The 26762-nt window shown below is 43.8% G+C and carries 21 protein-coding genes; 8 read left to right on the plus strand and 13 right to left on the minus strand.

What is annotated here, in order from left to right:
• Positions 1-166 precede the first annotated feature (166 nt).
• Positions 167-910, minus strand: coding sequence for a hypothetical protein (locus ACT3QN_RS02455; protein ID WP_444523334.1), 744 nt, complete (start codon positions 908-910; stop codon positions 167-169).
• A 145-nt stretch (positions 911-1055) separates the two neighbouring features.
• On the opposite strand from ACT3QN_RS02455, the gene ACT3QN_RS02460 reads away from it, so the two are divergent.
• Complete coding sequence (locus tag ACT3QN_RS02460) at positions 1056-1658, plus strand: LysE/ArgO family amino acid transporter (protein ID WP_444521599.1); 603 nt, start codon at positions 1056-1058, stop codon at positions 1656-1658.
• Positions 1659-1913: 255 nt separating this feature from the next.
• Here the strand turns inward: ACT3QN_RS02460 and ACT3QN_RS02465 are convergent, their stop codons facing one another.
• The 3 genes from ACT3QN_RS02465 to ACT3QN_RS02475 all read right to left on the minus strand — a co-directional run bounded on the left by ACT3QN_RS02465 (position 1914) and on the right by ACT3QN_RS02475 (position 4997).
• The gene (locus ACT3QN_RS02465) at positions 1914-2555 is read right to left on the minus strand and encodes a MarC family protein (protein WP_444521600.1); all 642 of its coding nucleotides are present in this window, start codon (positions 2553-2555) and stop codon (positions 1914-1916) included.
• Between the two features lie 327 nt (positions 2556-2882).
• Positions 2883-3743, minus strand: coding sequence for a carboxylating nicotinate-nucleotide diphosphorylase (gene nadC / locus ACT3QN_RS02470; protein ID WP_444523335.1), 861 nt, complete (start codon positions 3741-3743; stop codon positions 2883-2885).
• Positions 3744-3965: 222 nt separating this feature from the next.
• Complete coding sequence (locus tag ACT3QN_RS02475; RefSeq protein WP_444521602.1) at positions 3966-4997, minus strand: NUDIX hydrolase; 1032 nt, start codon at positions 4995-4997, stop codon at positions 3966-3968.
• Between the two features lie 359 nt (positions 4998-5356).
• On the opposite strand from ACT3QN_RS02475, the gene nadA reads away from it, so the two are divergent.
• From nadA to ACT3QN_RS02490, 3 genes are all read left to right on the plus strand, one after another.
• Positions 5357-6496, plus strand: a complete 1140-nt coding sequence (nadA, locus tag ACT3QN_RS02480; protein ID WP_444523336.1) for a quinolinate synthase NadA — start codon at positions 5357-5359, stop codon at positions 6494-6496.
• 1 nt (position 6497) lies between these two features.
• Complete coding sequence (gene nadB, locus ACT3QN_RS02485; protein WP_444523337.1) at positions 6498-8423, plus strand: L-aspartate oxidase; 1926 nt, start codon at positions 6498-6500, stop codon at positions 8421-8423.
• A gap of 121 nt (positions 8424-8544) precedes the next feature.
• On the plus strand, positions 8545-9438 hold the full coding sequence (locus ACT3QN_RS02490) for a phosphatidate cytidylyltransferase (protein WP_444521605.1): 894 nt from the start codon (positions 8545-8547) through the stop codon (positions 9436-9438).
• Positions 9439-9464: 26 nt separating this feature from the next.
• Here the strand turns inward: ACT3QN_RS02490 and ACT3QN_RS02495 are convergent, their stop codons facing one another.
• Genes ACT3QN_RS02495 through ACT3QN_RS02505 form a run of 3 tightly spaced genes read right to left on the minus strand, consistent with a single transcriptional unit; the run spans position 9465 to position 14320 of the window.
• Complete coding sequence (locus tag ACT3QN_RS02495) at positions 9465-10325, minus strand: SDR family NAD(P)-dependent oxidoreductase (protein ID WP_444523338.1); 861 nt, start codon at positions 10323-10325, stop codon at positions 9465-9467.
• A complete protein-coding gene (locus tag ACT3QN_RS02500) occupies positions 10322-11590 on the minus strand; it encodes a patatin-like phospholipase family protein (protein WP_444523339.1) in 1269 nt (422 codons plus the stop codon). Before ACT3QN_RS02500 ends, ACT3QN_RS02495 begins: the two co-directional genes overlap by 4 nt.
• A 3-nt stretch (positions 11591-11593) precedes the next feature.
• The gene (locus ACT3QN_RS02505; protein WP_444523340.1) at positions 11594-14320 is read right to left on the minus strand and encodes an alpha/beta fold hydrolase; all 2727 of its coding nucleotides are present in this window, start codon (positions 14318-14320) and stop codon (positions 11594-11596) included.
• A gap of 265 nt (positions 14321-14585) precedes the next feature.
• Between ACT3QN_RS02505 and ACT3QN_RS02510 the strand changes: the two genes are divergently transcribed.
• Positions 14586-15497 (plus strand): lysine exporter LysO family protein, encoded by a 912-nt coding sequence (locus ACT3QN_RS02510; protein WP_444523341.1) that lies wholly within the window; start codon positions 14586-14588, stop codon positions 15495-15497.
• Between the two features lie 13 nt (positions 15498-15510).
• Here ACT3QN_RS02510 and ACT3QN_RS02515 read toward each other — a convergent pair whose 3' ends face one another.
• Positions 15511-16794: an FAD-dependent monooxygenase gene (locus ACT3QN_RS02515; RefSeq protein WP_444523342.1), complete on the minus strand. Its 1284-nt coding sequence runs from the start codon at positions 16792-16794 to the stop codon at positions 15511-15513.
• A 166-nt stretch (positions 16795-16960) separates the two neighbouring features.
• On the minus strand, positions 16961-18268 hold the full coding sequence (locus ACT3QN_RS02520) for a UbiH/UbiF/VisC/COQ6 family ubiquinone biosynthesis hydroxylase (protein WP_444523343.1): 1308 nt from the start codon (positions 18266-18268) through the stop codon (positions 16961-16963).
• A 610-nt stretch (positions 18269-18878) separates the two neighbouring features.
• Between ACT3QN_RS02520 and ACT3QN_RS02525 the strand changes: the two genes are divergently transcribed.
• The gene (locus ACT3QN_RS02525) at positions 18879-19973 is read left to right on the plus strand and encodes a PhoH family protein (protein WP_444523368.1); all 1095 of its coding nucleotides are present in this window, start codon (positions 18879-18881) and stop codon (positions 19971-19973) included.
• A gap of 293 nt (positions 19974-20266) precedes the next feature.
• A complete protein-coding gene (gene ybeY / locus ACT3QN_RS02530) occupies positions 20267-20866 on the plus strand; it encodes an rRNA maturation RNase YbeY (protein ID WP_444523344.1) in 600 nt (199 codons plus the stop codon).
• A 51-nt stretch (positions 20867-20917) separates the two neighbouring features.
• Here ybeY and ACT3QN_RS02535 read toward each other — a convergent pair whose 3' ends face one another.
• Together ACT3QN_RS02535 and ACT3QN_RS02540 are read right to left on the minus strand one after the other, a co-directional pair.
• Positions 20918-21808, minus strand: a complete 891-nt coding sequence (locus tag ACT3QN_RS02535; RefSeq protein ID WP_444521614.1) for a mechanosensitive ion channel family protein — start codon at positions 21806-21808, stop codon at positions 20918-20920.
• Between the two features lie 139 nt (positions 21809-21947).
• Positions 21948-22835, minus strand: a complete 888-nt coding sequence (locus ACT3QN_RS02540) for an energy transducer TonB (protein WP_444523345.1) — start codon at positions 22833-22835, stop codon at positions 21948-21950.
• A gap of 557 nt (positions 22836-23392) precedes the next feature.
• Here ACT3QN_RS02540 and ACT3QN_RS02545 point away from each other — a divergent pair.
• The gene (locus ACT3QN_RS02545) at positions 23393-24172 is read left to right on the plus strand and encodes a hypothetical protein (RefSeq protein ID WP_444523346.1); all 780 of its coding nucleotides are present in this window, start codon (positions 23393-23395) and stop codon (positions 24170-24172) included.
• 88 nt (positions 24173-24260) lie between these two features.
• Here ACT3QN_RS02545 and ACT3QN_RS02550 read toward each other — a convergent pair whose 3' ends face one another.
• Both ACT3QN_RS02550 and ACT3QN_RS02555 read right to left on the minus strand, forming a co-directional pair.
• Positions 24261-25088 carry a ferredoxin--NADP reductase gene (locus ACT3QN_RS02550; protein ID WP_444523347.1) on the minus strand — a complete coding sequence of 276 codons (828 nt, stop codon included), beginning with the start codon at positions 25086-25088 and terminating at the stop codon, positions 24261-24263.
• Positions 25089-25282: 194 nt separating this feature from the next.
• Positions 25283-26761 carry an NADH-quinone oxidoreductase subunit N gene (locus ACT3QN_RS02555; RefSeq protein WP_444523348.1) on the minus strand — a complete coding sequence of 493 codons (1479 nt, stop codon included), beginning with the start codon at positions 26759-26761 and terminating at the stop codon, positions 25283-25285.
• Position 26762: the final 1 nt, after the last annotated feature.

Here is a 26762-nt window from a genome sequence, read left to right on the forward strand (position 1 = left end):
GTCCTTGTTACTTGTCAAAATCTCTTGGCAAACTTCTTATGGTTATTATTAAACAAAAAAATAAGGCTCTATTAAAGCCCTATATTGTTATGCACCGGGTCGATTGTATCTTTTGATAACACTTAACCTTTTCGAATGTACAAAAAAAGTGCTATTAAAAAAGGTATTAACTTTGCGTACGGCTTTTAACATAGCGATGGGTAGAGGCAAGGCGGTTCAGAACCGTTTGATGCAACTCGTCTAGTAATTCATCAAGCTCATAATCAATCTCTAAAAACAAATCTGTCAGCATATCACCAGCAGTCATCTTACCCTGCACCATATTATTTTTGGTACGATGCGGACTAAAACGTTGTAGCTGCTCATAATGATGCAATGCTTCAGGAATACTTTCGGAGACTAATTTATCGATGACGAACTGACGCTCATTATGTTGCTGCTGTTGCTGCTCGTTCAGCTCACTACTCCACTCACGATAGCGCTTTAGCTTACCGTTGATACGGTCTAATATCGCAACAGCTTCGATAGGCATAGCGTTTAGGGTGGCCTCATCGACCACATCAACAAGCTCAGTCATAATCGGACAACGTCCATGTTTGAGATACCACAAAGTATCTGGGTCAAAAGGCGGTCTATTGGTTGGGCGCATTTGAGCATGATTACTCAGATAGCGATCGGTCAAAGGCGTGGATGATTGGCTGTCACTCACTTGTGCCAACGCATCGCATATGCGGTTTACACGTTCAGGTGGCGTCAGTGTAGAACGCCCGTGAGTTGTAGGATTGCCATCATTACTAGCATCCTGTTCATGATCGACGCTCATCTCTTGAGCATTCTTTACTGCCAATGATGGTAGGTCATCTTGAGCTTGCCCAAATGACTGTAGCATTCTTGTCAAACTGACTACCATGACTTGCTCTGCCCCTCGTCTATTACACTCACATTGTGCGCATATTGCATACATTCGTTCAATAGCGTATCTTAACAGGTTTTTTCTGGCCTGCCAGTAATCAAAATGTCAACATTTCTACACTCCAACCGTTAAGCACCGTATTATGAATGCTCCCGATTATATTGCTGGCTTCCTACTCGGCCTCTCACTTATCTTAGCGATTGGCTCCCAAAATGCCTTTGTACTCAAACAAGGCATCAAACGTGAACATATCTTTTTTATCTGCCTGTTTTGTGCGGTGAGCGATGCGATACTAATTTCGGCGGGCGTCGCTGGTTTTGGTGCTGTAACAGCTCGCTATCCGCATGTGGTCGACATAGCCAGACTGGCAGGCGCACTATTTTTGCTAGTTTACGGCTTGCAGAGCCTATATGCCAGCGTTAGAAAATCACATGCAATGACTGTCGAGGGGCAAGTCGTGAGTAGCTTAAAAAAAGCCTTACTACTATGCTTTGGTTTTACTTGGTTAAACCCGCACGTATACCTAGATACATTGGTACTCGTCGGTATGGTCTCTACGGGTGCAAGCAGTAGATTGACGTTTGCCGCTGGTGCAGTTAGCGCTTCGTTCTTTTTCTTCTTTGCGCTTGGATATGGTGCGCGATTACTCAGGCCTTTATTTGCAAAGCCTAAGGCATGGAACATACTGGATGCTCTAGTAGGCATATTGATGCTGTACTTAGCTTGGCATTTATATAGAAGTTAGGCCGTGCTAAACATTTGCAAACATAGCCGTTATGTACAACTCATAAAAAAACCAAATACATCTAAATGTACTTGGTTTTTTTATATAGACACTATAGCGTGTATAGAATTCAAATAATGAATAATCAAATATAAGTACAAGTTAGGATAATAGCTTTATCTTAATGACCAGCGACTCCAAAACTATGCTGATGTGCTTTAACAACAAAATAGCGGCATAAGCAACAGAGAATTGAGGCCTAGAACAGAAAATCTGTTATACCACACTAGGAAATAAAGTGCGTATCGCACCTACAATAATTTCGATAGAAACGGCTGCCAATAGCATACCCATGATTCGGCTCATGATGTTCAAGCCAGTATCACCTAATAAGCGGCTAATACGACCTGCCGCCATTAATGCTAAATAACAAAATAAGCTGATAAATAATCCAGCTATCAATATAGCAGATACCTGCAAAACACCAGAAACTTGAGAAGAATAAATAATAACTGTGGAGATACCACCAGGTCCAATCATCATTGGAATAGCCAAAGGAACCACAGCAGCTGCCATCGAAACTGGCGAATCTTGTACGTGATCGACATCGAAATTTTCTTGATCGGGCTTAACTGGATTGCCATCACCATTCATCATATTAAGGGCAATTAGAAATACTAGGATGCCACCAGCCAGCTGAAACGAACCAATTGAAATACCGAGCGCGTTTAGTAACACCTCACCTGCCACAGTAAAAAAGCTGATAGTGATAAAAATCGTCAAACAGGCAACACGCGCAACCTTGCGTCGATTATTCATTGAATAACCGCGGGTCAAATCCAAAAATAACGTCAAGGCGCTAAAGGGATTAATCAATACCAAAAAGGCTAAGATTATCTTAATGATTTCAGTATTCACTGAGCGCTCGCTTGTTTATTGATACTGCTTGTGCAAAAAGATAAGGTCATCGTGCGAGTGCAACGATGACCCAATATCGGACTAAACAATATCTGATTGAAAATAGCATTATAGCTTATATTGTAACATAGGCAGATAAGCTAATAAAATCATTAACTTTGCGCCGTTATGCCTATATATCATCTTAGTAGACCTTCAGCGTAGAAAAAGCCTTTAACAGGTTGTTAGTACAAGCTGTCATTTTATACTACCGCTTTATTAACTTGGTGATAATCCTTCCGATAAAATCGAGCGCTGTAGTACTATTAGCCTTTATCATCTCTGTACTTATGCACTAAAATCTAGCCCAATATCCAAGGCTGTCGTACTGTGCGTCAAATAGCCCATCGCGATAAAATCAACCCCTGTATTTGCCGCTGCTTGTACTGTTTCGGGCGTAATACCACCTGAGGCTTCAGTCTTTGCTCGACCCTGACACATAGCAACCGCTTGCGACAATGTTTCAGGGGACATATTGTCTAATAGCACTAAACTCACACCTGCGTCCAATGCCTGCTCTAATTGCTCTAGCGTATCGACTTCAACTTCAATAGGAATCAGATGCCCAGCAAATTTCTGTGCTTGTTGAATGGCCGTTTTGATGTCACCAGCAATAGCAATGTGGTTGTCTTTAATTAAAATCGCATCATCCAACCCCAAGCGATGATTGCGTCCGCCGCCGCAGCGTACGGCGTACTTTTGTACAATACGTAAGCCTGGAATAGTCTTACGCGTACAAGTAATTTGCGCAGGATATTGCGCCACACTATCGACAATTTGACGGGTCGCTGTCGCAATACCACTGAGATGCGTCATAAAGTTCAGTGCTGTGCGTTCTGCCGTCAATAAGTGACGTGCGTTACCTTTTACAGTAGCTAGCACTGCTCCAGCCTCTACCGTTTCGCCATCCCGTACTTGGGCAATAAACTCAATTTGTGCATCGACCAAAGCAAAAGACAACCGTGCCAAATCGATACCACATACCACGCCTGCTTGCCGCGCCTTGATTTGTAACTGCGCTTGCATATCAGCTGGAATAGTGGCTTGCGACGTTACATCACCACGCCTACCCAAATCTTCAGTCAGTGCATTCTCAACCAATGGCTTGAGCAATACGTCATCCAATGCTGGCTCTTTTTCAGTTGTCATTTTTGACCCTTATGTAGGCATAATGTTGATAGAAACTGCTTGTTATTTAAACTCAAAATGAGCATAAATATAACGTAAAGTTATCAGCCCTGCAAGGTAAGGTGACATATTTCTTATTTTGCTAGCAAATTTCGAGTATGAGATATTATTGGACGCTCGCTCATCGTTATTTGCAACTAATTAATTTTGCTTAATCACTTATGTTTAGTTACTAGTTCTTAGTTACTTTCGCTTAGGAAGCTTACTATCCATCAATAAACTCTGTAGCTCAATATCATGGCGGAAGCGATATAACTTGGCAGGACGACCGCGTTGAGCACTGCTACTCTCACCTGTCTCCATCACTAGATTTTGTGAATCGAGCAATCGACGAAAGTTTTGCTTGTGCAAGCGCACGCCTGATAGCGCCTCAACACTCTGCTGCAACTGCGATAAGGTAAACACGTCTGGCATCAACCCAAAAATAAGCGGCCTATATTCAATCTTCGCGCGCAGTCTTGAGATAGCAGTAGCAATCACGCGACGGTGATCGTAATACATGGGTACACCTATACGTTGCGACCAGTCCTCTGGCAAGTCAGCGGCTTGATAGTTAGGTGGATAATTAGGGGCTTCGGGTATCAGACCTGCTTCATACAGCATCTCATAGCGCAGTAACACATGCTCTGCAATCCACTCTCTACTTTCGTTATCGTGTTCCTTGACTGATTGACTACCTGTCGATTTATCACCTGCCAAAAACGCTTCGTCCAGCCCCCAACACAAGCCAATGCGCTGACGCCTGCGCTGTTGAACGATTAAGTCGGTGGCAGTATTAGCCCATTCGAGTAGTGCTGGCACGACAAAGTCCATAATAATACTGGGCATACCGTTCAGATGATTTTCCCACGGGAAGTAGTCATACCAGTCTCGCCATAGTGCTTTGCTTTGGAGCGCCTGCGTTTGCGTCTCTTGCACCAAACCCAAATAACTCACATACACCAATGCATGGCCATCGATATTGCGCCTATTGGTATCCACAAAGGTATATAACTGCTCCAAATATCCCAGCGGTTGCTGCGTCTGCTCTTCTACCCACTGACGTACGCCCGCTTGCAGCGAACGATGTAGCGGCATAAGTGGCCCATTTGGCAACAGCTTGCCTTGGTCAACGGTTAGAACGCGCGCGATATGATCGGTGATAGCGACCAATACAGCGACCACTTCTGTCGTGCCGCTACCTTGCTGGTGCGCATGTGAATAAGACAACGTCATGGCTTTGGGGATTATCCTTTTTCTCTGAACTACAAATAGCTATCGGGGTCAATAGCTGTGGTACTGCTTATTATAACTTGAATCTAAAACTATCATAGTCTGTGGTTGTAAGTATGAAAAATCAATATCGATAAATAGTTACAAGGAGCATGAATTAGCACCATTCTTAAGCCTGATATGACTTAACTACACGTCACTTTGAGCACTAAAATTTAACCTTCTGACTTTTTAAGTATGAAAAACCACTTGTAATTATACTCAAAATGAACATAATTAACATAACTTATAAATTTATTATGTCAATTACCTGTTTTTTAGTGCACTCATTTATCGTTATTGCACCAACAAAGGCTGCCATTATGAAAAAATATCCTTACGACGCACCTATCATGAGTGCGGACAATCCCATCGCCACTCAGATGAACATTGAATATGCCAAGGCTAAAATGCCAGCAGACTTGCCCCGCGCTGAACGCATCGTGGTCGAAGAAAATATCAAAAAGCTATTGAAGGAGAATAATGCCGTACTGGTCGCACATTATTATGTCGATCCTTTTATCCAAGACTTGGCATTGGCAACGGGTGGCTGTGTAGGCGACTCTCTTGAGATGGCACGTTTTGGACAAGCTCATAGCGCACAGACGTTGGTAGTCGCTGGTGTACGCTTCATGGGTGAATCAGCAAAGATATTAAGCATGGAAAAGACCGTACTCATGCCAGATTTGGAAGCAGAATGCTCGCTTGACTTGGGCTGCCCTGCTAACGAATTTTCAGCATTTTGTGACGCTCACCCTGAGCGTACCGTAGTCGTCTACGCCAATACTAGCGCCGCGGTAAAAGCGAAAGCTGATTGGGTGGTTACCTCATCTGTCGGTATCGATATTGTCCGCCACTTACAGGCCCAAGGCGAACCTATCATTTGGGGCCCTGACCGTCATCTAGGTAAATACATCGCTCGTGAGACTGGCGCCGATATGCTGCTCTGGCAGGGTTCTTGTTTAGTACATAATGAATTCAAAGCCACTGAATTGATGCAACTAAAAGAGGAACATCCAGAGGCTAAAGTATTGGTACATCCAGAGTCACCTGATAGCGTGGTTGAACTAGCCGATGTGGTCGGCTCGACTAGCAAGCTTTTGCAATCAACGTATGAGATGGATGCCGATACCTTTATTGTCGCAACTGACTTGGGTATCTTGCACGAGATGCAAAAACGCTCACCAAACAAGCGCTTTTTGGCCGCACCTACTGCTGGTGAGAGTGCAAACTGTAAGAGCTGTGCGTTTTGCCCTTGGATGGCAATGAATGGTCTAAAAGGTATTGAACAGTGCTTAACGCAGCGTAGTGGTGAAGTATTGATGACGCCCGAGTTGGCTACAGCTGCTAGAAAACCATTACAACGTATGCTTGATTTTGCCGAAGCACAAAAACAACGTGTCACAGCGAGTGGAGATATTGTTGCCGACCGTGCGCTGTTCGCTAACGTTGGGGCAGCCTAGTATGAGAGAGGGTGCGGATAATATCAGGCAGACAGATGTCCTGATTATTGGTGCAGGACTGGCTGGTTTAAGTACTGCACTATCACTACCAAAATCACTGAGCATCATGGTACTGAGCAAAGCAGCCCTGGAAATTTGCTCAAGCCATTATGCGCAGGGCGGTATTGCAGCCAGTTTGGATGACACTGACTCAGTTGCCGACCATATTAGCGATACGCTCATCGCTGGCGCAGGATTATGTGACGCCGATAATACGGCCGATATTCTTAGTGCAGGACAGCAAGCGGTTCAATGGTTATGTGAGCAAGGCGTTCCCTTTACGCCGACCCTACAACAACATGCGACAGCAGCAAATAAAGTACAGCGGACTAATGGCTTAACAACCAGTGACCTACATCTAACCAAAGAAGGTGGGCATGGCTGTAGACGAGTCGCTCACGCTGAAGATGCAACGGGTCAGCACGTGATGGATGCCTTAACTACCAAAGCACAGACTGCGGTCAATATCATTATCTTGCCTTATCATGAAGCATTAGAGTTACTGACTTCACCTATGATTGGTAACTCTTCTTTTAGCACGAACGATAGCAAGATTAAACATTGCCAAGGGGCGCTGGTCTTTGATCATATCAACGAGCGTCAACTCACTATTCATAGTTCAGCTGTCGTACTCGCTAGTGGTGGCTTAGGTCAATTATTTAAACGTGCCAGCGCGCCTAATGTCTGCGTCGGTGATGGCGTTATAATGGCATGGCAAGCAGGCTGTCGTTTGGCAAATTTAGAATTTATTCAATTTCACCCAACGGGCTTAGCATTAGGTGACAGCAGTTTTTTGATATCTGAAGCGTTACGCGGTGAAGGTGGACGACTGTATTGTCCGCAGACTGGTGTGCGCTTTATGCTAGACGTTGATGAGCGCGCTGAATTAGCGCCACGCGATATTGTCGCTCGGACAATAGCCAATCAGATTAGTAGTAACGGACTTGGCTACGTGCATCTTGATGTCAGTCACTTGCCAGCTGCATTTATACAAGCGCATTTCCCGCAGATTTATCAGACGCTGCTAGCACTCGGCGTCGATATGACCACAGACCCTATTCCGGTCGCTCCGACTGCCCACTATAGTTGTGGCGGAGTGGTGACTGATGCCAATGGATTGACCGATATTGCAGGGCTGTATGCAGAAGGCGAAGTTGCTTATACAGGGCTACATGGAGCCAATCGCTTAGCAAGTAATTCATTGTTGGAGTGTGTGGTGGTTGGTCGTAACATCGCAGCCAACTTGCCTCGTTACTTAAAGAAATTGGACCGCTTAAAGAACTTAGAAGCTTTAGAGAAAACGGCTGAAGCTTTAGAAAAAATACCGCAGCCACATACTGCCTATTATAAACTGCATCAGTTAGCTGCCGACATTTGGCAATATCCGACACTAGAAAACACGCAATTTGTTATCTTGCCCTCTTCTAAGCAGTCAACACTCCCAACTTATAAGGCTGCTAAAGCATTTCATTCTGACGTAGATATTGCAGAGATAACTATAGCATTGAAAGCTCTTTTGACAGCCAATATGGGCATCACACGTAGTGCCAAACAATTAGAGCAAGCATTGCGACAAATTGAGCAGTGGCAGGAGTCAATCGAACATACTGAAATCATGCTATCTGATATGAGTAGTAAAGCCCCTACTACTGACAGTGAGCTTGCCATTTTTCAATTGGTGAGGCAATTAGCGTTAGCAACGATGATTGTCCAATCGGCTTATCAACGCTTTGAGAGTCGCGGTGGGCATTATCGTGAGGATTATCCTAACTTAGCTGAAACGCCTTTGACCAGTATCATTTTGCCATTAAGAAAAACTACGCTTAACTCCTTTTCTCACATTATAGAAGACGAGCGTTATCCGATACCTGTTACTGACCATATTTAAGCCTACGACAGATAATAACCAAACCCATCAAGGGCGATATCTAACACTATAGTTAAAGAGGCATTTAAGCTATCATTATGGATAGGCTTAAAATATTATCTCTTTCTTGAGTGTCCACGGTATGGCTTCTGATATTGTGTTTGTGATTGCCCTGATGATAATCGTCAGCTTGGCTTGGAGTGTACTTGCCGTACCTCGTCTACGCAAACGTTTGCCAAAAATCTACCTGATAGCCCGCTCGTGGTGGTTGATGTTAGCCGCGCTCTGCACTTGCTATGTGATTGCAAAAATAACGAACGATACGCAAGGTTCTCATTTGCAAGTATATGCCTATCAATGGCTGCTCATTTTATTTTTTATATTAATTGGTCTACGCGGCAGCTACGAGATTAAACGTCTATGGTGTTTACGCAGTAAAGCCGTGCTCATTCATAAACTCCAAGCACAAGGTTTACAGCCAAGTACTCCCCTGCTAGCGAAAACCTCTCTCAATCTGACTCAACACTATACGCGGCTCAACTCCTTAGACCTGCTACTGAGTGTTGCCTTCATCTCACTCATCATTAGCCTTGTCGCCTTACAGCAATTGACTTGGCAACGCGAACAATATGGTGTTTTACTCTTCGTATTATTTGCCAGTCAGTTCAACGATATTGCCCAATATCTATGTGGGCGACTGCTTGGGCGTAAGCTGTTTAAACGAGGTCTAGCACCGACTATTAGCCCGAATAAAAGCATTGAAGGTGCTGTCTTTGGCAGTTTAGTTGCGGCTATATTGGCTTCGTTTCTAGGATTATTGCTCACGCCTTTTAGCTGGTGGGTTTGCTTACTAGCAGCCTACAGCTTAGCAGTGAGCGGTATTGCGGGGGATTTATTAGAATCAGCATTTAAACGCCAACATGGGGTAAAAGATACTGGCACGATGCTGGCTGGACATGGTGGCGTATTAGATCGGATGGATAGCTTACTAATTGGGGTGCCGTTATTTACCCTACTGTATTGGTTATTTGGTTAGACCTAGTCAAAATATTGATAGACATGCTATCTGGCTTTATCCAGTTTATTGCGTAATATCCAGTTGAGTAATGGCTTAGGTAAGTGATTTAGTGTGCGAGTAATGTAGCGCATCGATTTTGGAAACACGGCCAACTCAACATCATCGTCAATCGCTTTCATAATATTTGTTACCGCTGTTTGCGTACTCATAATAAATGGCTTGTGGCTGGCATCACCGTCGTTTAAATCACGCAGCGCTTGAGTATCGATATAACCTGAAGCAATGCAGGTCACTTGAATCTCATAAGGGTCAAGCGCCAATCGATAAACGCTGGCCGTCGCTATCATCGCGCGTTTACTTTTGGCATAAAGGCTGGCATAAGGATAATCCAGCGTACCCGCAATGGATGCCAAACAAATAAGGCTTGGCTTAAGATTATTAGTGGCACCATTATGAGTGGCATTGCTACTAGTAATATTATTCTTAATGACATCGAGCGACTGGCTTTGCTGCTTTAACTGAGTGCTGGCCCAGCTAAATACCTGCTCAAACGCTTGCAGATTAATCGCTAACATCTTATCACTGTCTGCTTGATTCAACTGATGCGTACGCTCATTGGTATAGCTGCCCGCACTATAAATCAGTCTGTCAAAGCGTATGCTCGATAATCTCTCTAGTAAATTTTTTATTTGAGTATCATCAGTCAACTCACAGGTATAGGTCTGAATAGTCGGATACTGGCTATTGATATGTTCTATCTTTGCCATGCGCCGCCCAACCACGCTCACCTGCCAGCCAAGCTGTAAATGATGCACAGCCAGTGCCAAACCCACCCCACTTGTACCACCTATAACAATAATATGCGGCGCACGGTTTTTAGCGGTATCTTCTGCATGAGTTGTCATAATTTATGCTGCTGTATGTAATCGACCGTACGCTGATGACCATACTGCCATTGCGCCTGCATTTGCTGCACAAAGCCATCATAATCAGCGTGTATCAGCTCGACGGTCATTTGCTGTAGATTAAACCGCTTTTGCACATTTTTCCCCGTCAACTGCTGGGCATTATCGGCAAATGGTAGCCAATGAGGCGGTGCGGATTTTGATGATGTGGATTTGGACAATGCAGCTTTCGATTGATAACTATGTACTGCGGCCAACCGCGCATTTGGGTCAAAACCAAAAACCCGTTTAATGGCAGGGGCAGCAAGCCATGCATCATAACCATCCTTGGTCTCTGCAAATACCGTTTTCGCTAACTGACAGGCCAACTCAATAGGTGTGAGGTTAATCACACCGCCCAAGCACCAGCCAAGCTCTGTGATATGGGTGGGCGGTAAATAATACATATCTGCCATAGAGGCGCGAACCACTGATTGAATATCCCATTGGGTCAGGAGCTTAACAGGGGGATGTATCCGTTCATTGGCAAAGCTATGCGTCGGTGATGTCATGCGCTCGGTAGGCAGGTCTGATAGATATTCTGCCAAAAGCGGTGGCGCAAACAACAATTCTTGCAGCTTTACATGGTGATTACTGGCTGACGTATCAGTCCAGCTACTATTAGCCAAGTTATTATTAGCCAAGTTATCATTCAATAAATCGCTATCCGCAGGTGCTGAATACAGGCGACTCGCGATAATGGCTATCTCTGGCGTTGTGTCATTCGCGTTAAAGGAGTTATGTCTATTGATATTATGCCTATTGGTAGAGACACCAGTCAGCTCATCAAGCCATTGCCCCTCATTATCAATACGAAACATCGCCAATTGTTGCAGCTCATCTAACAGTCGCGCATAGCTATCTGCTTGCCGATGCCGCTGAGCTTTGGACGATTGATGTGATAAGGACAAACCCAAACGTTTGAGCGCATGCGTTATATAGCGCATTTTTGCACGCCTGTTCGCCTCATCAGGAGTAACATGGCGAATCGCTTTGATAACTGAATACAGCTCACGGCTACACATCAGCGCCTGCAAGTCCTTAGGATCAGGTGCAAGCTGTACCAAGTAGGCAGACAAACTGCCACCACAAGTACCCACGATAATATCTGGTGCCAAATCATGCTCGACCAATGCCGCATAACTACCCAAATAATAGCCAAAACGTGAGCCACCTCCAGAAAATAGCTGCACACGCTCGTAAGGTTTAACCTGCTGACTATTCATCTATTACTCATCATCAGCTGGCGGGGTTTTGATCGCTAATGACACAGTAAAGATACCAAAACGATCGATACGCATAGCAACCTTTTTGAAACCAGCGCGCTCAACCAGTTGATCCATTTCCGCTTGTGAGCGACAACGCATTACCCAACTGCTACCACGATGGTTGTTTAAGGTTTTACTGATAAACTCCTGCTCAGGGTGCCACGGTTGGTTGGTATAAATCAGATAACCATTTGCTTTTAAGCTGTCATAAATACCTGCCAATGCCGTCGCTGGTAGCGTATTATCAGAAAACAGTTCAAACACGCCTGAGCTGATGGCAACATCAAAACCTTTATCGACCTTACTACTGCTCGTCTTCTCTACTTGTTGATAACTGGCTGCGTCAAACGCATCCTTTTGACAGGCAGTGACTCGATCAGTAATGGCTAAATTAGAGGCTTTCGCTTGCAGTGCTTGAATATTATGCATCTCATAATCTCGTAGCTCCGCATGCAAATCGGTAAACTCGGTCAATAAGTCAAACGCATAAAAACCATGACCACTGGCTATATCGAGTAGTTTTGGTTGATATGGTTTGGTAGTATTTTGGTTTTTGTCGTTAATATCTGCGAGCGCTAAACGTGCCAGCTCCAATATATGCGCGCGGCGTATACGAATACCTTGCCAACCGATATTGTTTAAATAAAACTTATCAACTGCATGTCCAAATTTATTTTGACCGCTTGGCTGATTATAATAAACATGATCAAGCGAGTGACCCGAATCAAACCCATGTTCAAGCCCTGTAGCAATCGCGTCGCTGACATGACCGAACTTCTGCATCGCAAAACGAGTAATAGCAAAGCTCGGATTGAATGGCTTAATCGCTAAGCGGTCTACCTTGTCTTTACTGGCGCTATCCAAATGTGCGGTACTCAAATCAGGCGCTTGTACTGGCGCGGCAAACACCTGCTCAGCAAAATCTATACAGTCGGCAAACACATCTGCCTTATTGGTTTCGTGAAAGATTGCGTGATAACTGTCTGGGTATAGTTGCCAGCGTTTGGTCGGTGTGTTTATCGCTTCATAAAATGCGCGCTCAGCCTGCTTGTCGACCACATAATCCTTACCTGCGCACAGTACGAACGTCGGCACAGTGATAGCCCCTGCATCATCAAGCAAACGCTGACCTGTGGCATGAGTATCAATCAATAAGTCAGTCGAAATACTGTTCGATATCAATGGATCCGCATTGTAGGCTTGCTGCGCGTCTTTATCATGGGTCAGAACTTGTGCTTTGACATAACTGCTGACACGTGACATCAGACCCAGCGTACGTGCTACCTTTAGTGACGGTATCGCAAAGGGCATGTATAAGCGAATGCTTAGCGCAGGCGTGCCGAGTATCATACCGCGAATATTGGGCGCATAATCATGCACCCATGCTGCCGCCAGTACCGCACCGATACTACTGGCGACGATTAAGGTGTCCTCGATAGCAATGCCAGTTTTCCCGATGACCAGTTGCACAAATCCGTCTAAATCTCTCTCTAGTTCAGTGACGCTCTCGGCATGGTCTTTGATACCGCCTGAGCGACCGTTGCCGCGCGCATCCCACGCAAACACTTGATAGCCTGCTGCTGCAAACTGCTGTCCTAGTTCGGCTAGTCGGCCCGAATGCTCATGGCCACGATGTAATAAAATCACTTGGCGTAATGGCTGAGCGGCTTTCTTAATCGTTGATTTTTGCATATCTACTAATGGCATTGTGAGCCAATAGCGATAATAAATAGCCGTGCCATCATAAGCGTTGTAGCAACTTTCACCATTTATGATTTCACCATTTATAGCTGTGGGTGAAGGTTGCTCAAAATTAACACTGGCCTGTTCTTTTATTTTTTGATTATTAACCGGAGTGGTTGGCATTTCTTTGAGCTCCAATGGGTAAGCGTTGTCAGTAGAATTATTTGATAAATCAGTATTCAGGGATAAAGCAGTATCACGAAATGAAGCGGTATTGATAGATAGTGAGTTGTTTTTCGACTCACGCGTTACTGATCGAAGTGTTGGCGGCTGATGCATCAAATATAGGTTGGCCATATAGCGTATACGATTTAAGCACGTTTTGAGTAGGAGTGCTTCGGTCAATACGAATAGCGGAGTGATTTTAAAATGAGAGAGTGATAACGGCAGCTTACTCCCCATAAAAGCACCAAGCACACCCAGCACCAACGCGCGGTCACTTTTGCCCAAAGGCCCTTGGTTCGCCCTAACCCCTAGTATCGTATTGCTAGCGATACCGAGCAGTTCGGTACCAGCACTCAATGCCACCATGCTACTAATATGCCGCTGAGTGGTTAGTGACTTCCTCGTGCCAGTCTGTCGTTCAGAATTCTTTTGTAAGTCATGCTGAGTAACATGAGGAGCCAAACTGGCAATGAGAGCCGTATCAGCCACAATATCACCCATTTCATTGAGCACTGCGCCCAGCGTTGATGCCTGTCCATGTTCACGCGCCATCATGCCGTCGATGGCATTGAGTGCCATCCGTACAAACAACGATGAAGGTAATAGCAGCCATAGCCTCTGCTGTTCAGCTGCTGGCTTAGCAATTATATAGGCAGTGCTGACGCTCAATAAAACAGCGGATACCGTCACTTGATTAGCGGTAACATTTTGCTCAACCAACGTATTGCTTATCGGACGTAGTTGATTTTGAAACTGAGTTTTAAGCTGATATAGCGACATGAGTCTAGCCAAATATTTTCAGTACTTTAATGTAGCAACAAAAGTTTATAAGGTAAAGAATTACAGAATGCTCAAAAACGTTCAAATAGTTTAAAAAAGGTATTTACTGTCATCATTGTAATCGTTCAATTTTTCCTACTTTAGTCAACAACGACCAATGATTTACAATGAATCTCAGTGTCTCATATCAGTATTGCTAACCTTATATGGTACAATCTTCAGCTTCTTAAAAAAGCCTTATAAAAAACGCTGCGAGTCCTTCATCATGCAAAGCCTAGTCACCCTTGTTCTAGTATTAATGCCAATGTTTATTGGCTTTGCCATTCCTTCTAACCCTACTATGACAAAACTGGCGGACAAAGGTTTGTCATATTTAGTATTTATCATCCTAGCGTTGATCGGGATTGAGCTGTCTCAGGTAGAAGGCTTAGGCAGTCAGGTTGGTGAAATTGCGCTATATGTCACTGTCCTATCAATACTGACAATTGGCACAGGATTATTTTCGCTCATGGTGTTTGACCATTTTCGACCATGGCATGCCAAAAAACCAAGTGTAAAATCTAAAGAACATCAGGTGAGCATTCGAGGTAGCTTAGCACAAGTAGTTTGTGTGGTGATTGGGATGGTGATTGGCTATTTCTTGCCTGCTGATTATATGCCGCCTGAAAACTCTATGACCGTCATGCTGATGATTTTGATTTTACTGGTCGGTATAGGCTTAAAAGGTTCGGGCATCACGTTAAAAGAGGTGCTGCTCAATAAACGCGGCGTAGAAATGAGTATCATCTTTACGCTAGCGGTATTGGCAGGCGGGCTTATTTTCGCGCTACTATTTACGGACGTATCGTGGACTAAAGGCTTGGCACTATCGTCAGGGTTTGGTTGGTACTCGCTCTCAGCGATTGTCATGACGGATGCTTATGGCGCGGTTTGGGGCAGTGTCGCGTTATTTAATGACTTAGTACGTGAGTTTTTTGCGTTAATTTTTATTCCGGTATTTATGCGTAAATATCCTTCCGCTGCGGTTGGGCTCGGTGGCGCGACCAGTTTAGACTTTACCTTGCCTATCATCCAGCAGTCAGGTGGTCTAAAAGTCGTGCCACTAGCGATTAGCTTTGGCTTCTTAATCAATATCGTCTCGCCAGTATTGATGGTGTTCTTCTCGGCGCTTGGGTAGCTGTCTATACTCCCTAAACCCCACTCGCCTGCTTAGCAAACAAACGCATCAAAGGCTTGATTTTACTGACTCGGTACATACCTTCATTACGTATCTGCTGCACAGGACGCATTTGAGCAAGCGACCCTGCAAACAACCAGTTAAGCGCAGAAAAGCTATGCATCATCATGCTATTATGCGGGCGGCGCGAACGCTCATAATGACGTAGCGTTTGATTGTTGCCCCAAAGCGTACCGCCACTACGGACAAAATCATGCATCAGCTGCTCATATAGCACCTTCACATCTAGCATACCAAGGTTCAGCCCTTGACCCGCCAGTGGATGGACGCCATGAGCAGCGTCACCGATGAGCACTAAGTTGTTAGCCACATAGCTTTTCGCTTGCTGTGCCGATAATGGAAAACTAGCGATAGACTCAATCTGATTAATCGCGCCCAGCTCGTAATTGCTAGCAGCTGCTAACTTATCAGCGATAAAGCGATCTTCTTCCTCTATCAACGCCAATGCTTGATTACGTGGCAATGTCCATACAATAGACTGCCAATGCTGCGGGTTTTCTTGATCAGCATCGGTTATATCTGCTAATGGCAATAGTGCTAGTGTACCCGTCGGTAGCATGGCTTGTCGTGCAGTTGCCTGATGCGGCTTCTCGGTCTGAATCGCACAGCAGATGGCAGTTTGACTATAGTCTAACGTATCTACTCCAATTCCTGCTTGCTGACGTACAAATGAGCCGCGCCCATCAGCGCCAACCAGTAGACGCGTATCAATCACTTCGCCACTGTCTAAAGTCACACGGTAGCCTTGCTGCGCCCCCAGCCAATCCATATTGACAACTTTATGACCAGCGATAAGTGTTAGATAGTCACTGACATCATCTTCATGTAAACGCTGCCACAGTGCGTGCTCGATGACAGCTGGCTCTACCATACTACCTAATAATGTAGGTGCATGATTTTTGCTACTATTATCCTCGCCGCCAATATCTTCACTTTCGCCAAACAATAACTCACCCATACCATTTAGCTGCCATACCTGCATTTGTGAGTAGTCTGCTTTGCGATTGGATGTAGCAATATGTTGCCAGGCACCAACATCTTTGAGCAAATTAATGCTGGCCATACTGAGGGCATAGACACGTGCATCACGTTTGCTAAGTACGTTTTGCCAAGCTGATTCATCACGCGCAGGACGGGCATCAATCAACGTCACTGGCATTTTATCTTGCGCCAACTTTAGAGCAAGTGTCGCCCCAACGATACCACTACCGATAATCAACGTATGGGTGTTTTTCATAAGGTGTCTCTCAATATAGCTCAATATTAGAATAATTATTATCAATCTTAATTACATATAGTTGACTCAGTTTAAAAGAGAGACAAGGCAACCGAGTGCCGATGTATAGGCAATACTTCAAGCGAGGTTAACGCTGTCATTCTTTTAAAGAGGATTAACTATAGCGCTATGATTTTAGACCCATCGCATAAGTGGCGACTAGTGGTTTAATATTTGGCAACTTATCAAAGGCCAACAGCGCCATATTTCGCGCCAGCTTAATCGCTGGATTAGGATGGGTAAAACCATGTACTACCGCATCACAGAATCGAATCACTCGCTTCTGATCAGTTTGACGCGCTTTTTCATAACGCTTTAATAGCTGTGCATCACCGATATCTGCGCCTTTGAGTACCTGTGTATTTAGCATTTGTGCCAATACATGTGCATCGCGCATACAAAGGTTAAAGCCTTGACCAGCGACAGGATGTAAAGTGTGAGCGGCATTACCCATAATGACGCAGCGCCCTTCTACTTGCTTATCCGCTAGTACACGGGTCAATGGATACGCGCCGCGGCGACCAGCAGCGACAAACTTGCCAGCACGTTGTCCAAACGCTTGCTGTAACGTCTGCAAGAAATGAGCGTCGTCTTCTAAATATCTAGTTTCTTCACCTGTTGGACAGACCCAGACGACCGAGCGTCTATAGCCGTTTTGATATTCATTATTGCCATCACCCTCTGGGTCAGTCAGTGGTAGCACGGCAAGCGGGCCAGCTGGACTAAAGCGCTCAATCGCTGCATGCTCATGTGGCGTATCTGTCTCTACCACCCCGACGATAGCCGTTTGCTGATAATCATACGTAGTTGTACTGATATCTAGCAGTTGGCGTACTGTAGAGTCGCGCCCATCACAAGCGACTAATACGCTAGCTTGTAGCTGCTGATCGTTTTCCGCGTCGTCATTGTAATTAAAGCTAAGCGTCACGCTATCGGCCTGCTGTTGGACCGTCGTCACATTGGCATTATCTATTAAGGTAATTAATGGTTCTTGCTGCGCGGCTAATAAAAGCTTTCGCCCCAGCCAAGCGTTTTCGACGACTTGCCCAAATGACTCAACGCGCTCTTCTGCTTTATTCAGCTGCGCGCGCCCAAAACTACCTTGTTCACTAATCTGTACGGTGTCGATACGGCAAGCATGGCTTTGTAAGTCATCCCACAGTCCAATCTCTTGGTATATCTGTACCGTACGCCGTGATAGTGCGGTATTGCGACTGTCTAAATAATGACTACGCGTACTGTCATCCGTTGGACTGATGGTTGGATAGCTGTTTTTTTCTAATAAGGTACTTGCTATACCGTGGTGAGCCAATAGCAATGCAAAAGACAAACCAACATGGCCACCACCTGCGATAAGCACTTGCTGATCGGTGATTGCTTCTTTCTTTTTAGATATGTTGTCAGAATTGGATAAATGTGAATCAGTATCTTGCATTTTTATTTTCCTATTATAATTTTTTAGACAAGCGTTTGATTAGTGATAGATAACCGCTTGTCACTGATTTTATTTTATAATTTTTATCATGTTACTGCAGTTATTAGATAGATTGCAGCAAACCATGGTATATCCCATAGATTACCACAAATCGTCTATTATGCCGTGGCCTGAACCGTAGACAAATGGTTTCTCCATTTTCATCATAAGTAAGCTTTGTATTTATAAATACTTAAAAATCTTAATCTTATTAAATCATTATCAAACAACGGATAGCGATGAACTATATAGAACTGATAGCAACATCGAATCAATCTATAGAAAATCGCTGTAGCAGTTGCAATCAGCATACAAAAACAGCGCCATCTATCTAGATGTATGGCTTGAAATTTAAAAATTCTCTACCATAATGAAGGCAAGACTTTTATTACTTTCATTTACTACCTTCCACAAAAATAATAATATCGCCGTCATTTTTGTTATCTAAGATTTTTCAACACCCAAAACACTGTAACGCCACTAACTATTTTATCTCTGCAACCCGTCACGCCATTAAAACCAAATCATAGCGTTGGGTACACAATAAAAGGATAATCGCTTGACTGATTCCATGAGCCGCCGTATAAAGTTTGAATCATTGACTCCAGCACAGCTAAAAACCGTGCTTGGTGAATACAACAACCACATGAAATACATCCAAGAACGCCTCGATATTAAAATCATGCAGCGCCACGGCGATTTTTGCCTGAGTGGCGATGTAACCAATGTCGAACGCGGTGAACGTATCATTTACAAAATGGTAGATGAAGCCCAGAACACCAAAGACATCAGTGCAGAAGAACTGCATCTCATCATCCAATCTAGCATCTCTCGTGATGAAGATATCGAAGAAGATGAGCAAGAAGGTCATGATGATATGGAATATGATGAAGACTTGGATGAGGCTAGCGAATTTACGCCCATCAGTTTGCGTACGCGCAAAGGCCGCATCGTTCCACGCGGTGGTAACCAACAGCGCTACGTAAGAAACGTCCTGAGCTCTGATGTATCATTTGGCATTGGGCCTGCTGGTACGGGTAAAACCTATCTAGCAGTTGCTTGTGCCGTGGATATGCTTGAGCGTAATGAGATTGAACGTATTTTGCTGGTACGTCCAGCGGTAGAAGCTGGCGAAAAGCTAGGCTTCTTGCCAGGTGACCTAACCCAAAAAATCGACCCATACTTACGCCCATTATACGACGCACTCTATGAGATGATCGGCTTTGAAAAAGTGGGTAAAATGATTGAGCGTCAGATTATTGAAATCGCGCCACTTGCTTATATGCGTGGCCGTACTTTGAATAACTCATTTGTCATTTTAGATGAAGCGCAGAACACCACGCCTGAACAGATGAAGATGTTTTTGACACGCTTGGGCTTTGGCTCACGTGCGGTCATCACTGGTGATATTACTCAGGTCGATTTGCCACGCGGTCATAAATCGGGCTTGGCGCAAGCGATGGATATCTTGAGTGGTATTGAAGAGATACATATCACAAAATTTGACTCAAAAGATGTGGTACGACATCAGTTGGTACAACAAATTGTCGAAGCCTATGATGTGTTTGATGAAGAACAACTGGCACTACAAGAAAAACGTAAGTTTGAACGCATAAAAGAACAAGAGCGGAAGCAAGCGATGGCTGATGCAGCAGCCAGTTTGTAATAATCCAGCTAACAACTGGATTACAGACATTCGCTATAAGCACTTATCTTGTATAAGAAAACCGGATTACTAACAGTAGTCCGGTTTTTTCTTACCAATATTTTGTTGGATTTAGCTCTTTCACTACTAGTAGCCTACCAGCAACTTAGCTATAGTAGCCTTTATATATTAGCCAAGAACGTAGCACTGAGATGGACAGTGATTAAGCTGTTTATATGGCAAAAAAAGCTGGTAAGTAACCCAAACAATGCAACCTGAAAAACGTATTTATTTATAATAAAAAGGACAACAACATGAGCCAACCTGACAACATCAATATTGATGACAAGATCGCTAGCAACTATGCCAACTTAGCAGCACTTGATATCAGTGCGACCGATAGTATTAATGATGAGATCTTAGATACTTTTTATAATCGTGAGCGTCTGCTGTCAGTCATGATGGCGACTTTAGATTATATAGATAATCGTATTAATAATGGTCTGACCCTACCCTATTTTGCAGATATTGATTCTGAGCAATGGCAAGAAAAGTCCAAAACATTGGATATATATATTACTGATGAAGTCGAAGGTCGTGCATTAAATTTAGAAGCACGTGGTAAGGACTATGCGACTAATATTTTGTCTTATCCAAGTGAACTACCTGCCACTATCATTGAGCTGATGCCAACGTTGCCTCTTGGAGAGCTGATTATATGTCACGAAGTGATGGTACGTGAAGCGGCTGAACAGGACAAAACCGTGGCGCAGCACATTAGCCACTTACTGGTACATGGCGTGCTACACCTATTGGGTTTTGATCATGAGCTTGGACAGGCTGAGCAAGATGAAATGGAAACGTTTGAGATTGCCATTCTAAAAAATCTTGCGCTGCCAAATCCTTATTTATGATTGTTGAGGCTGTTTGTTTTACTTGATCTGTTAACTCACAAGCTGCGCATTTTAGGCATTATTATCTTTATCTAAAGAAGGTAATGGCGCTGGTGACTGGTCTTTATTGCCCATCAACATATCCAATCCTTTAACATGTACACTGCGCTGCGGGAATGGAATATCAATTTTATTATCATCCAGGGCATATTTGAATTGCTCTAATAAATCACACTGCATGCTCCACCAATCGTCATTTGTGGTCCAAACATTGAGCGTTAGGTCGACTGAATTGTCACCCAGGTTAGTAACTCGAACAATAGGTGCTGGATCAGCGAATGACAATGGATTATCAGTAGCCAGTTTAATCATAATATCTTTAGCTGTTTTAATGTCAGCGTCATAACCAATACCAAGTGTGATATCGACACGGCGATTGGGCAGCGAGCTATAATTGATAGTAGCACTGGTGGTTATATCACCGTTTGGAATAATAATATCGTGATTGGTGGTGGTGGTTAGATGCGTATTAACTAGGCTAATTTCACTTACCGTCCCTGTGTGACCCAATATCTGCACATAGTCACCGCGTACAAACGGGCGAAACGTCACAATCATAATACCAGCAGCAAAATTCGATAGCTGATCTTTCAGTGACAAACCAATGGCAACGGCAGCACCACCTAAGATCGCGACGACAGAGGTAGTCTGCACGCCGACTTTACTAAGTGCAGCTAGGACCACCACAACCAGTAGCACGCCATACAATAGCCGACTTAAAAAGCTGGCAACTGTCTGATCCAAATGACTACGCGTCATCAGTCGATCAGAAAAAGAGACTGCCTTTTTGGCAAGCCAACGCCCAACGATAAATATAATTATTGCTAAAGCGACTTTAATGACCAGCTCTAAAGCATTGCTCGTTAAAGTCGCGACATCTACGGTAAAACCTAAAAATTCCATAATGACTCTTTATTTTATAGCGGTGTGTTATGAGTTTTGATATCTGTACTTATAAAACATAGTGCGTTGTTTTTAACAGCTGTATTTTCATTGACTTGATTTTAAGTAAATTTATTCTTAGTACTTGTATAGGTTAACCTTAATACGTTACTTCAACCGTATCACTATAGCGGTACGTACGTATCAAGCGCAGCTCGACGATATCGCTCATGTCTTCGGTAAATTTACCAAAGGGTGCAGCTTGTCGTACCGACTGCTTAGCAGCTTCATCCAATATCGTAGAGTTCGAGCTTTCAAGTAAGCGAATAGCTTTGATATCCCCATCGTTACTGATGATCACCATTAACCGCACCTCACCCGTAATACCTTGAACGCGTGCTTGCACAGGATAATGCAAATTACCCACTCGCTCAACGTGCTCGCGGAATGTATTAATATAATCTGCTGCCGCACCTCGCGTGGTCGAATTACTATCCATCGTTACAACTTTGGATTTGGTTGCATAAACCTGTTGACGCTGAGACAATTGAGCTTCTAAGGTTGCAATCTGCTTACGTAGACGCTCTTCTTGCGCCATCGCATCATCTTGCGCTTGCTCGCTATCATTATCCGACTCTACCGTGGCTTGACGCCAGCTCAACGTCGTACGTAGATAACTTTCTTGGTAGCGCTGCTGACGAACTTGGCGCTGTAAGTTAATGATGTCTTGAGTCTCACTCATTTGCTCAGCAGACATTGCACTTAGCTGATTGTTCTCTTGTCTTAGCTGCTCTTCTATTGTACCACCGCCCTCTTGTGAAGCGTTGGCAATAAAATGTGCATCTTCATTGGGCTGCATGTTGTCGGTCATCACCTTTGCCACGTCTTGCATCATTGCAGCTGGGTCTTTTCCCATGGAAAAGCCGATGCCGAAAATAATCAACACATGGACAGCTACCGCAATGACAATAGCGACAGGCAAGCTGATATTGCGCTTAGGAGCTTGCGCTGAAAAATGATAACTCTGTGAGTCTTTTATATAGGCCACAATGGATCTCAGATTGTGAGCATATCAATACAAGGCACCATTTAATCAGTATTGTAACGATAAGCAAGATTTATACTGGCGCTATCATAACATGACATAGAATTATGTCGCCAGTATCAACACTGCGGCGGCATTTTGACATCTGCCATGCAGGATTGGTAACCTTAGCCGCTGATTAATAGATATGCATTTGAGAACCTGTAAGACAAACGAAACACCGTCTATACCAAATGAGTTGCTATAAAACGCACGTGTTCATTTTGAAGCCACTGTATTTGTTATATACTGCCTTAACACAATTGAATTATTGGCATTGTGCATTGTCACAACCAGAACTGTGCATCGCCTTGGTTAAGCAGTTTAATAGACATAGACGCACTAGTATTAAAGGTGATTTTTTCGCTTTTGCTACCTACCAGTATAAAAATTACTGTTGGTCGTAAAGATTTAGAAGTTATAGAGCATTCGCTTTCGTTTGGATTAACGATTGCCTGCATATATTGTTTAGCCATTTTTACGTCACTGATTAAATGACGCGCCCTATAAGGATAATAAGTTTGAGTGACTTTGATAACGTGAATAATTCAGATAATTTTGATGAGTTCTTCGAAAGTATTGGCTATCGTTTTGACGAGTCATTCGGCAGTGGTTGGGATCGTATCGCCCAATCGGTTAAAGATATCTATAACAAGACGACGGACAAGTTCGAAGATGAACTATCATTACCAGTAGCACAGACTTACGTTAATGATGCACTACAAAAGTTTGTCACTGACAATGTGAAAGCCATTCTAGAACTACGTGTCGAGATGCATGATGACTGGTTTCGTTTGTACTGCACTGTCAATGCAGGCGGTATCTATGCCGAGGTAGCAAGTAACTTTAGCTTAGTTCACGTTCAACTCGATCGCAATGTGCAACGCTTTGTATTTGGTCAGCAAACGTATACTGATATATTAAATCTGCGCTGTGAATCTTTCGTTAAACGTCAAGGCATCAAACTGGCGATTTGGTTTTATCACAGTGTGCTCAAAAAAGACCCTTTAGGCTTTATTCTGTCGTACGTTAATATTGCTCGCGCAAAAGACGAAGTGATCTATCTCGATATCCATCGTTGGTTAAAAAACAACAAAAAAATCATGAGCACCTTGCATAAGGTACAGATAAACTATGGTGAGCTAGAAGAAGAGCAAATGGTTTTAAAGGCTCAGATTAACTATCGCGATTTACTGGCTGCCAGTAGCAATGAAGATATCATCAGTGATGATGACGATCCTGAATTGATGCAAGGTCCTATCAACCCTATAGATGATGCGACTGAGCCAAGCCAAGAGTAAGTCGCTAGTATTTTATCCCATAAAAAAACGCTACATCTATAAGGCTAATAACCTTTGAGATGCAGCGTTTTTTTATTGAATCCGATAACTACCAGTAATTCTCTACGGCAATATTACCCTCGCCGCGGCGATTCATCACCAGTCCTAATGTTTTTAACGCTTCTTTAGTATCTTCTACCATATCTGGGTTACCACATAGCATGACATGGGTAGTATCAATATCCAACGCTATACCCGCGCGCTCTTGCAAGCTACCTTCTAGCAGTAGCTTCGGCAGACGCTCTGATAATGTACCTTCGACAGGCTCACGAGTGACAATTGGTATGAAGATAAGCTTTGCTGGATTATCAACCAGCGTACCGAAGTCTTCTTGTAGGCGCTCAATTTTCTCAACGTAAGCCAGTTCATCGAGCGAGCGTGCGCTATAGGCCAATACAATGTGCTCGTAATCCTCCCATGTCTTTAAATCTTGTAGCATCGATAAAAACGGTGCCAAGCCAGTTCCTGTTGCTAGCAGCCATAAGTCTTTTGGCAATGGTTTTTGGTAACGCGCCAAAGTCAAAAACCCAAATGGCGTAGTGTTAAGTAATAGCTCATCGCCCACTTGTAAGTGCTGCAATTGCGAGGTAAATGCACCATCAGGAATCACAATAGAGAAGAACTCTATCACCTCATCAAAGGGCGAAGAGACAATCGAATATGCACGAAAAACGTCTTCATTCAATGCGGTACCAGCAGTTTCATCACTTGCATCAGTCTGTTGATAGTACTTCAACTGACTGGGATTGACGCCTAAACGCACAAACTGCCCTGCTGTGAACTTAAAGCTGTCGGGACGGCTGACGGTAAAGCTAAATAGATTTGGCGTCCATGTAGTTTTACTGAGCACCGTTACTGTTTGAATATTATCACTCATAATTATTCGTCACTTATACTTTATGAAACTGTATATTTATAAGTTACCTTTGATAGGCAAAAGAAGATAAGTACCAACAAGGTAAGCATAAAAAAAGATGCGCCAAGCTTATCATAAAGCTGGCGCATCTTGGTTTTTTAACCGTAACAACAGATAGGTCACAGCGACTTATCTGTCGTATTAATTCAGCGATATTACCAAATTCGAGCCAAACTTGCCCACTCAATCATACTATTTGGCAAGATACCAAAGAATAGAATAATCGCCGTCACAGCAATGATCATGATACCACCAGTACGAATACCCCATTGTCCAGACACATCAAACTCGATGAATTGCTTGGGACGTTTGAATAACGTGAGTAAAACGCGTAAGTAGTAGAATAGACCAATCGCACTACCCAAGATAATCATCCCCGCCAAGAACCAATTGGTACCTTGTACAGCAGCCAAGATGGCAAATAGCTTAGTGATAAAGCCTGCCGTCAACGGAATACCAGCCAATGACAACATCATGATAGTCATGACGGCGGTCAATACTGGACGACGCCAGAATAGTCCTTGATAATGAGTTAGCTCATCAGCTTCACCAGATAAGCGATATGGACTCGACATCAATGTCACTACACCAAAGGCACCAATAGAGGTAAAGGCATACACTGCCATGTACATACTAGAGATGCTATCAGCGGCTGAGCCAATACTGACAATCACGATCATCACGTAACCCATATGAGCAATAGATGAGTAACCGAGTAGACGCTTGAGACTGGTTTGACGTACTGCCAATAAGTTACCTACCAAGATAGATAATGTTGCCATGACCATCAATAGCATTTGCACTGATGGCAATGCCAGCAAAGCAGTATCGATTAAGAAACGTACTGCCAGTGCCATCATCGCCACTTTTGATACTGATGCTAAAAAGGTAGCGATAGGCGCTGGTGCACCTTCATAAACATCAGGCGTCCACATATGGAAAGGTGCAGCCGAGAGTTTAAAGGCGATACCAAACATCATCATTGCCGCGCCCAATATCAGTAATGGCGACTCAAAGATATTGCCCAATGCCATACTGATTGGCTTAAATGCTAATGAGCCAACTTCTGCATAAATAAAGGCCATACCCATCAGTAACGTCGCTGATGCAGTCGCCGACAATACCAAGTACTTCAGACCCGACTCAAGCGACTGGTTGCGCATATAAGTATAAGCAAGCAAACCATATAGCGGTACTGACAGCATCTCTAGGCTCATAAAGAATGACGCCATATGCTGCGCGCTTACCATTAGTAATGCACCAATGGTCGATAACAACATGAGCAAGTATAGCTCTTCTTTATTATCTTTGAGATTGGCCAGATACGCATAAGACAGCGTACAACAAGCCAAGGCACAGATAAAAATCACTACCATATTAAATTGGGCAAAGTTATCGATAACGAATAACTGCTCAGTATTTGGCGCGATAGAACCGCTTTCAATCACGCCGATCATCTGCCCGATTAGAGTAAACAAGCCAACGTTTAAGCCTGCCACTGTAATCGTACCAGTGACCATGTGCGAGCGTTTAAAGGTAATCGCGATCATAACCGTTAGTACCGTAATCACTACGGCGATAATCGGTGCGTAAGGCAACAATCCTATCAAATCATTCATCGTAATATCATTCATG

This window comes from Psychrobacter sp. AOP7-C1-14, assembly GCF_052376135.1.
In the GTDB taxonomy this organism is placed as follows: Bacteria; Pseudomonadota; Gammaproteobacteria; order Pseudomonadales; family Moraxellaceae; genus Psychrobacter.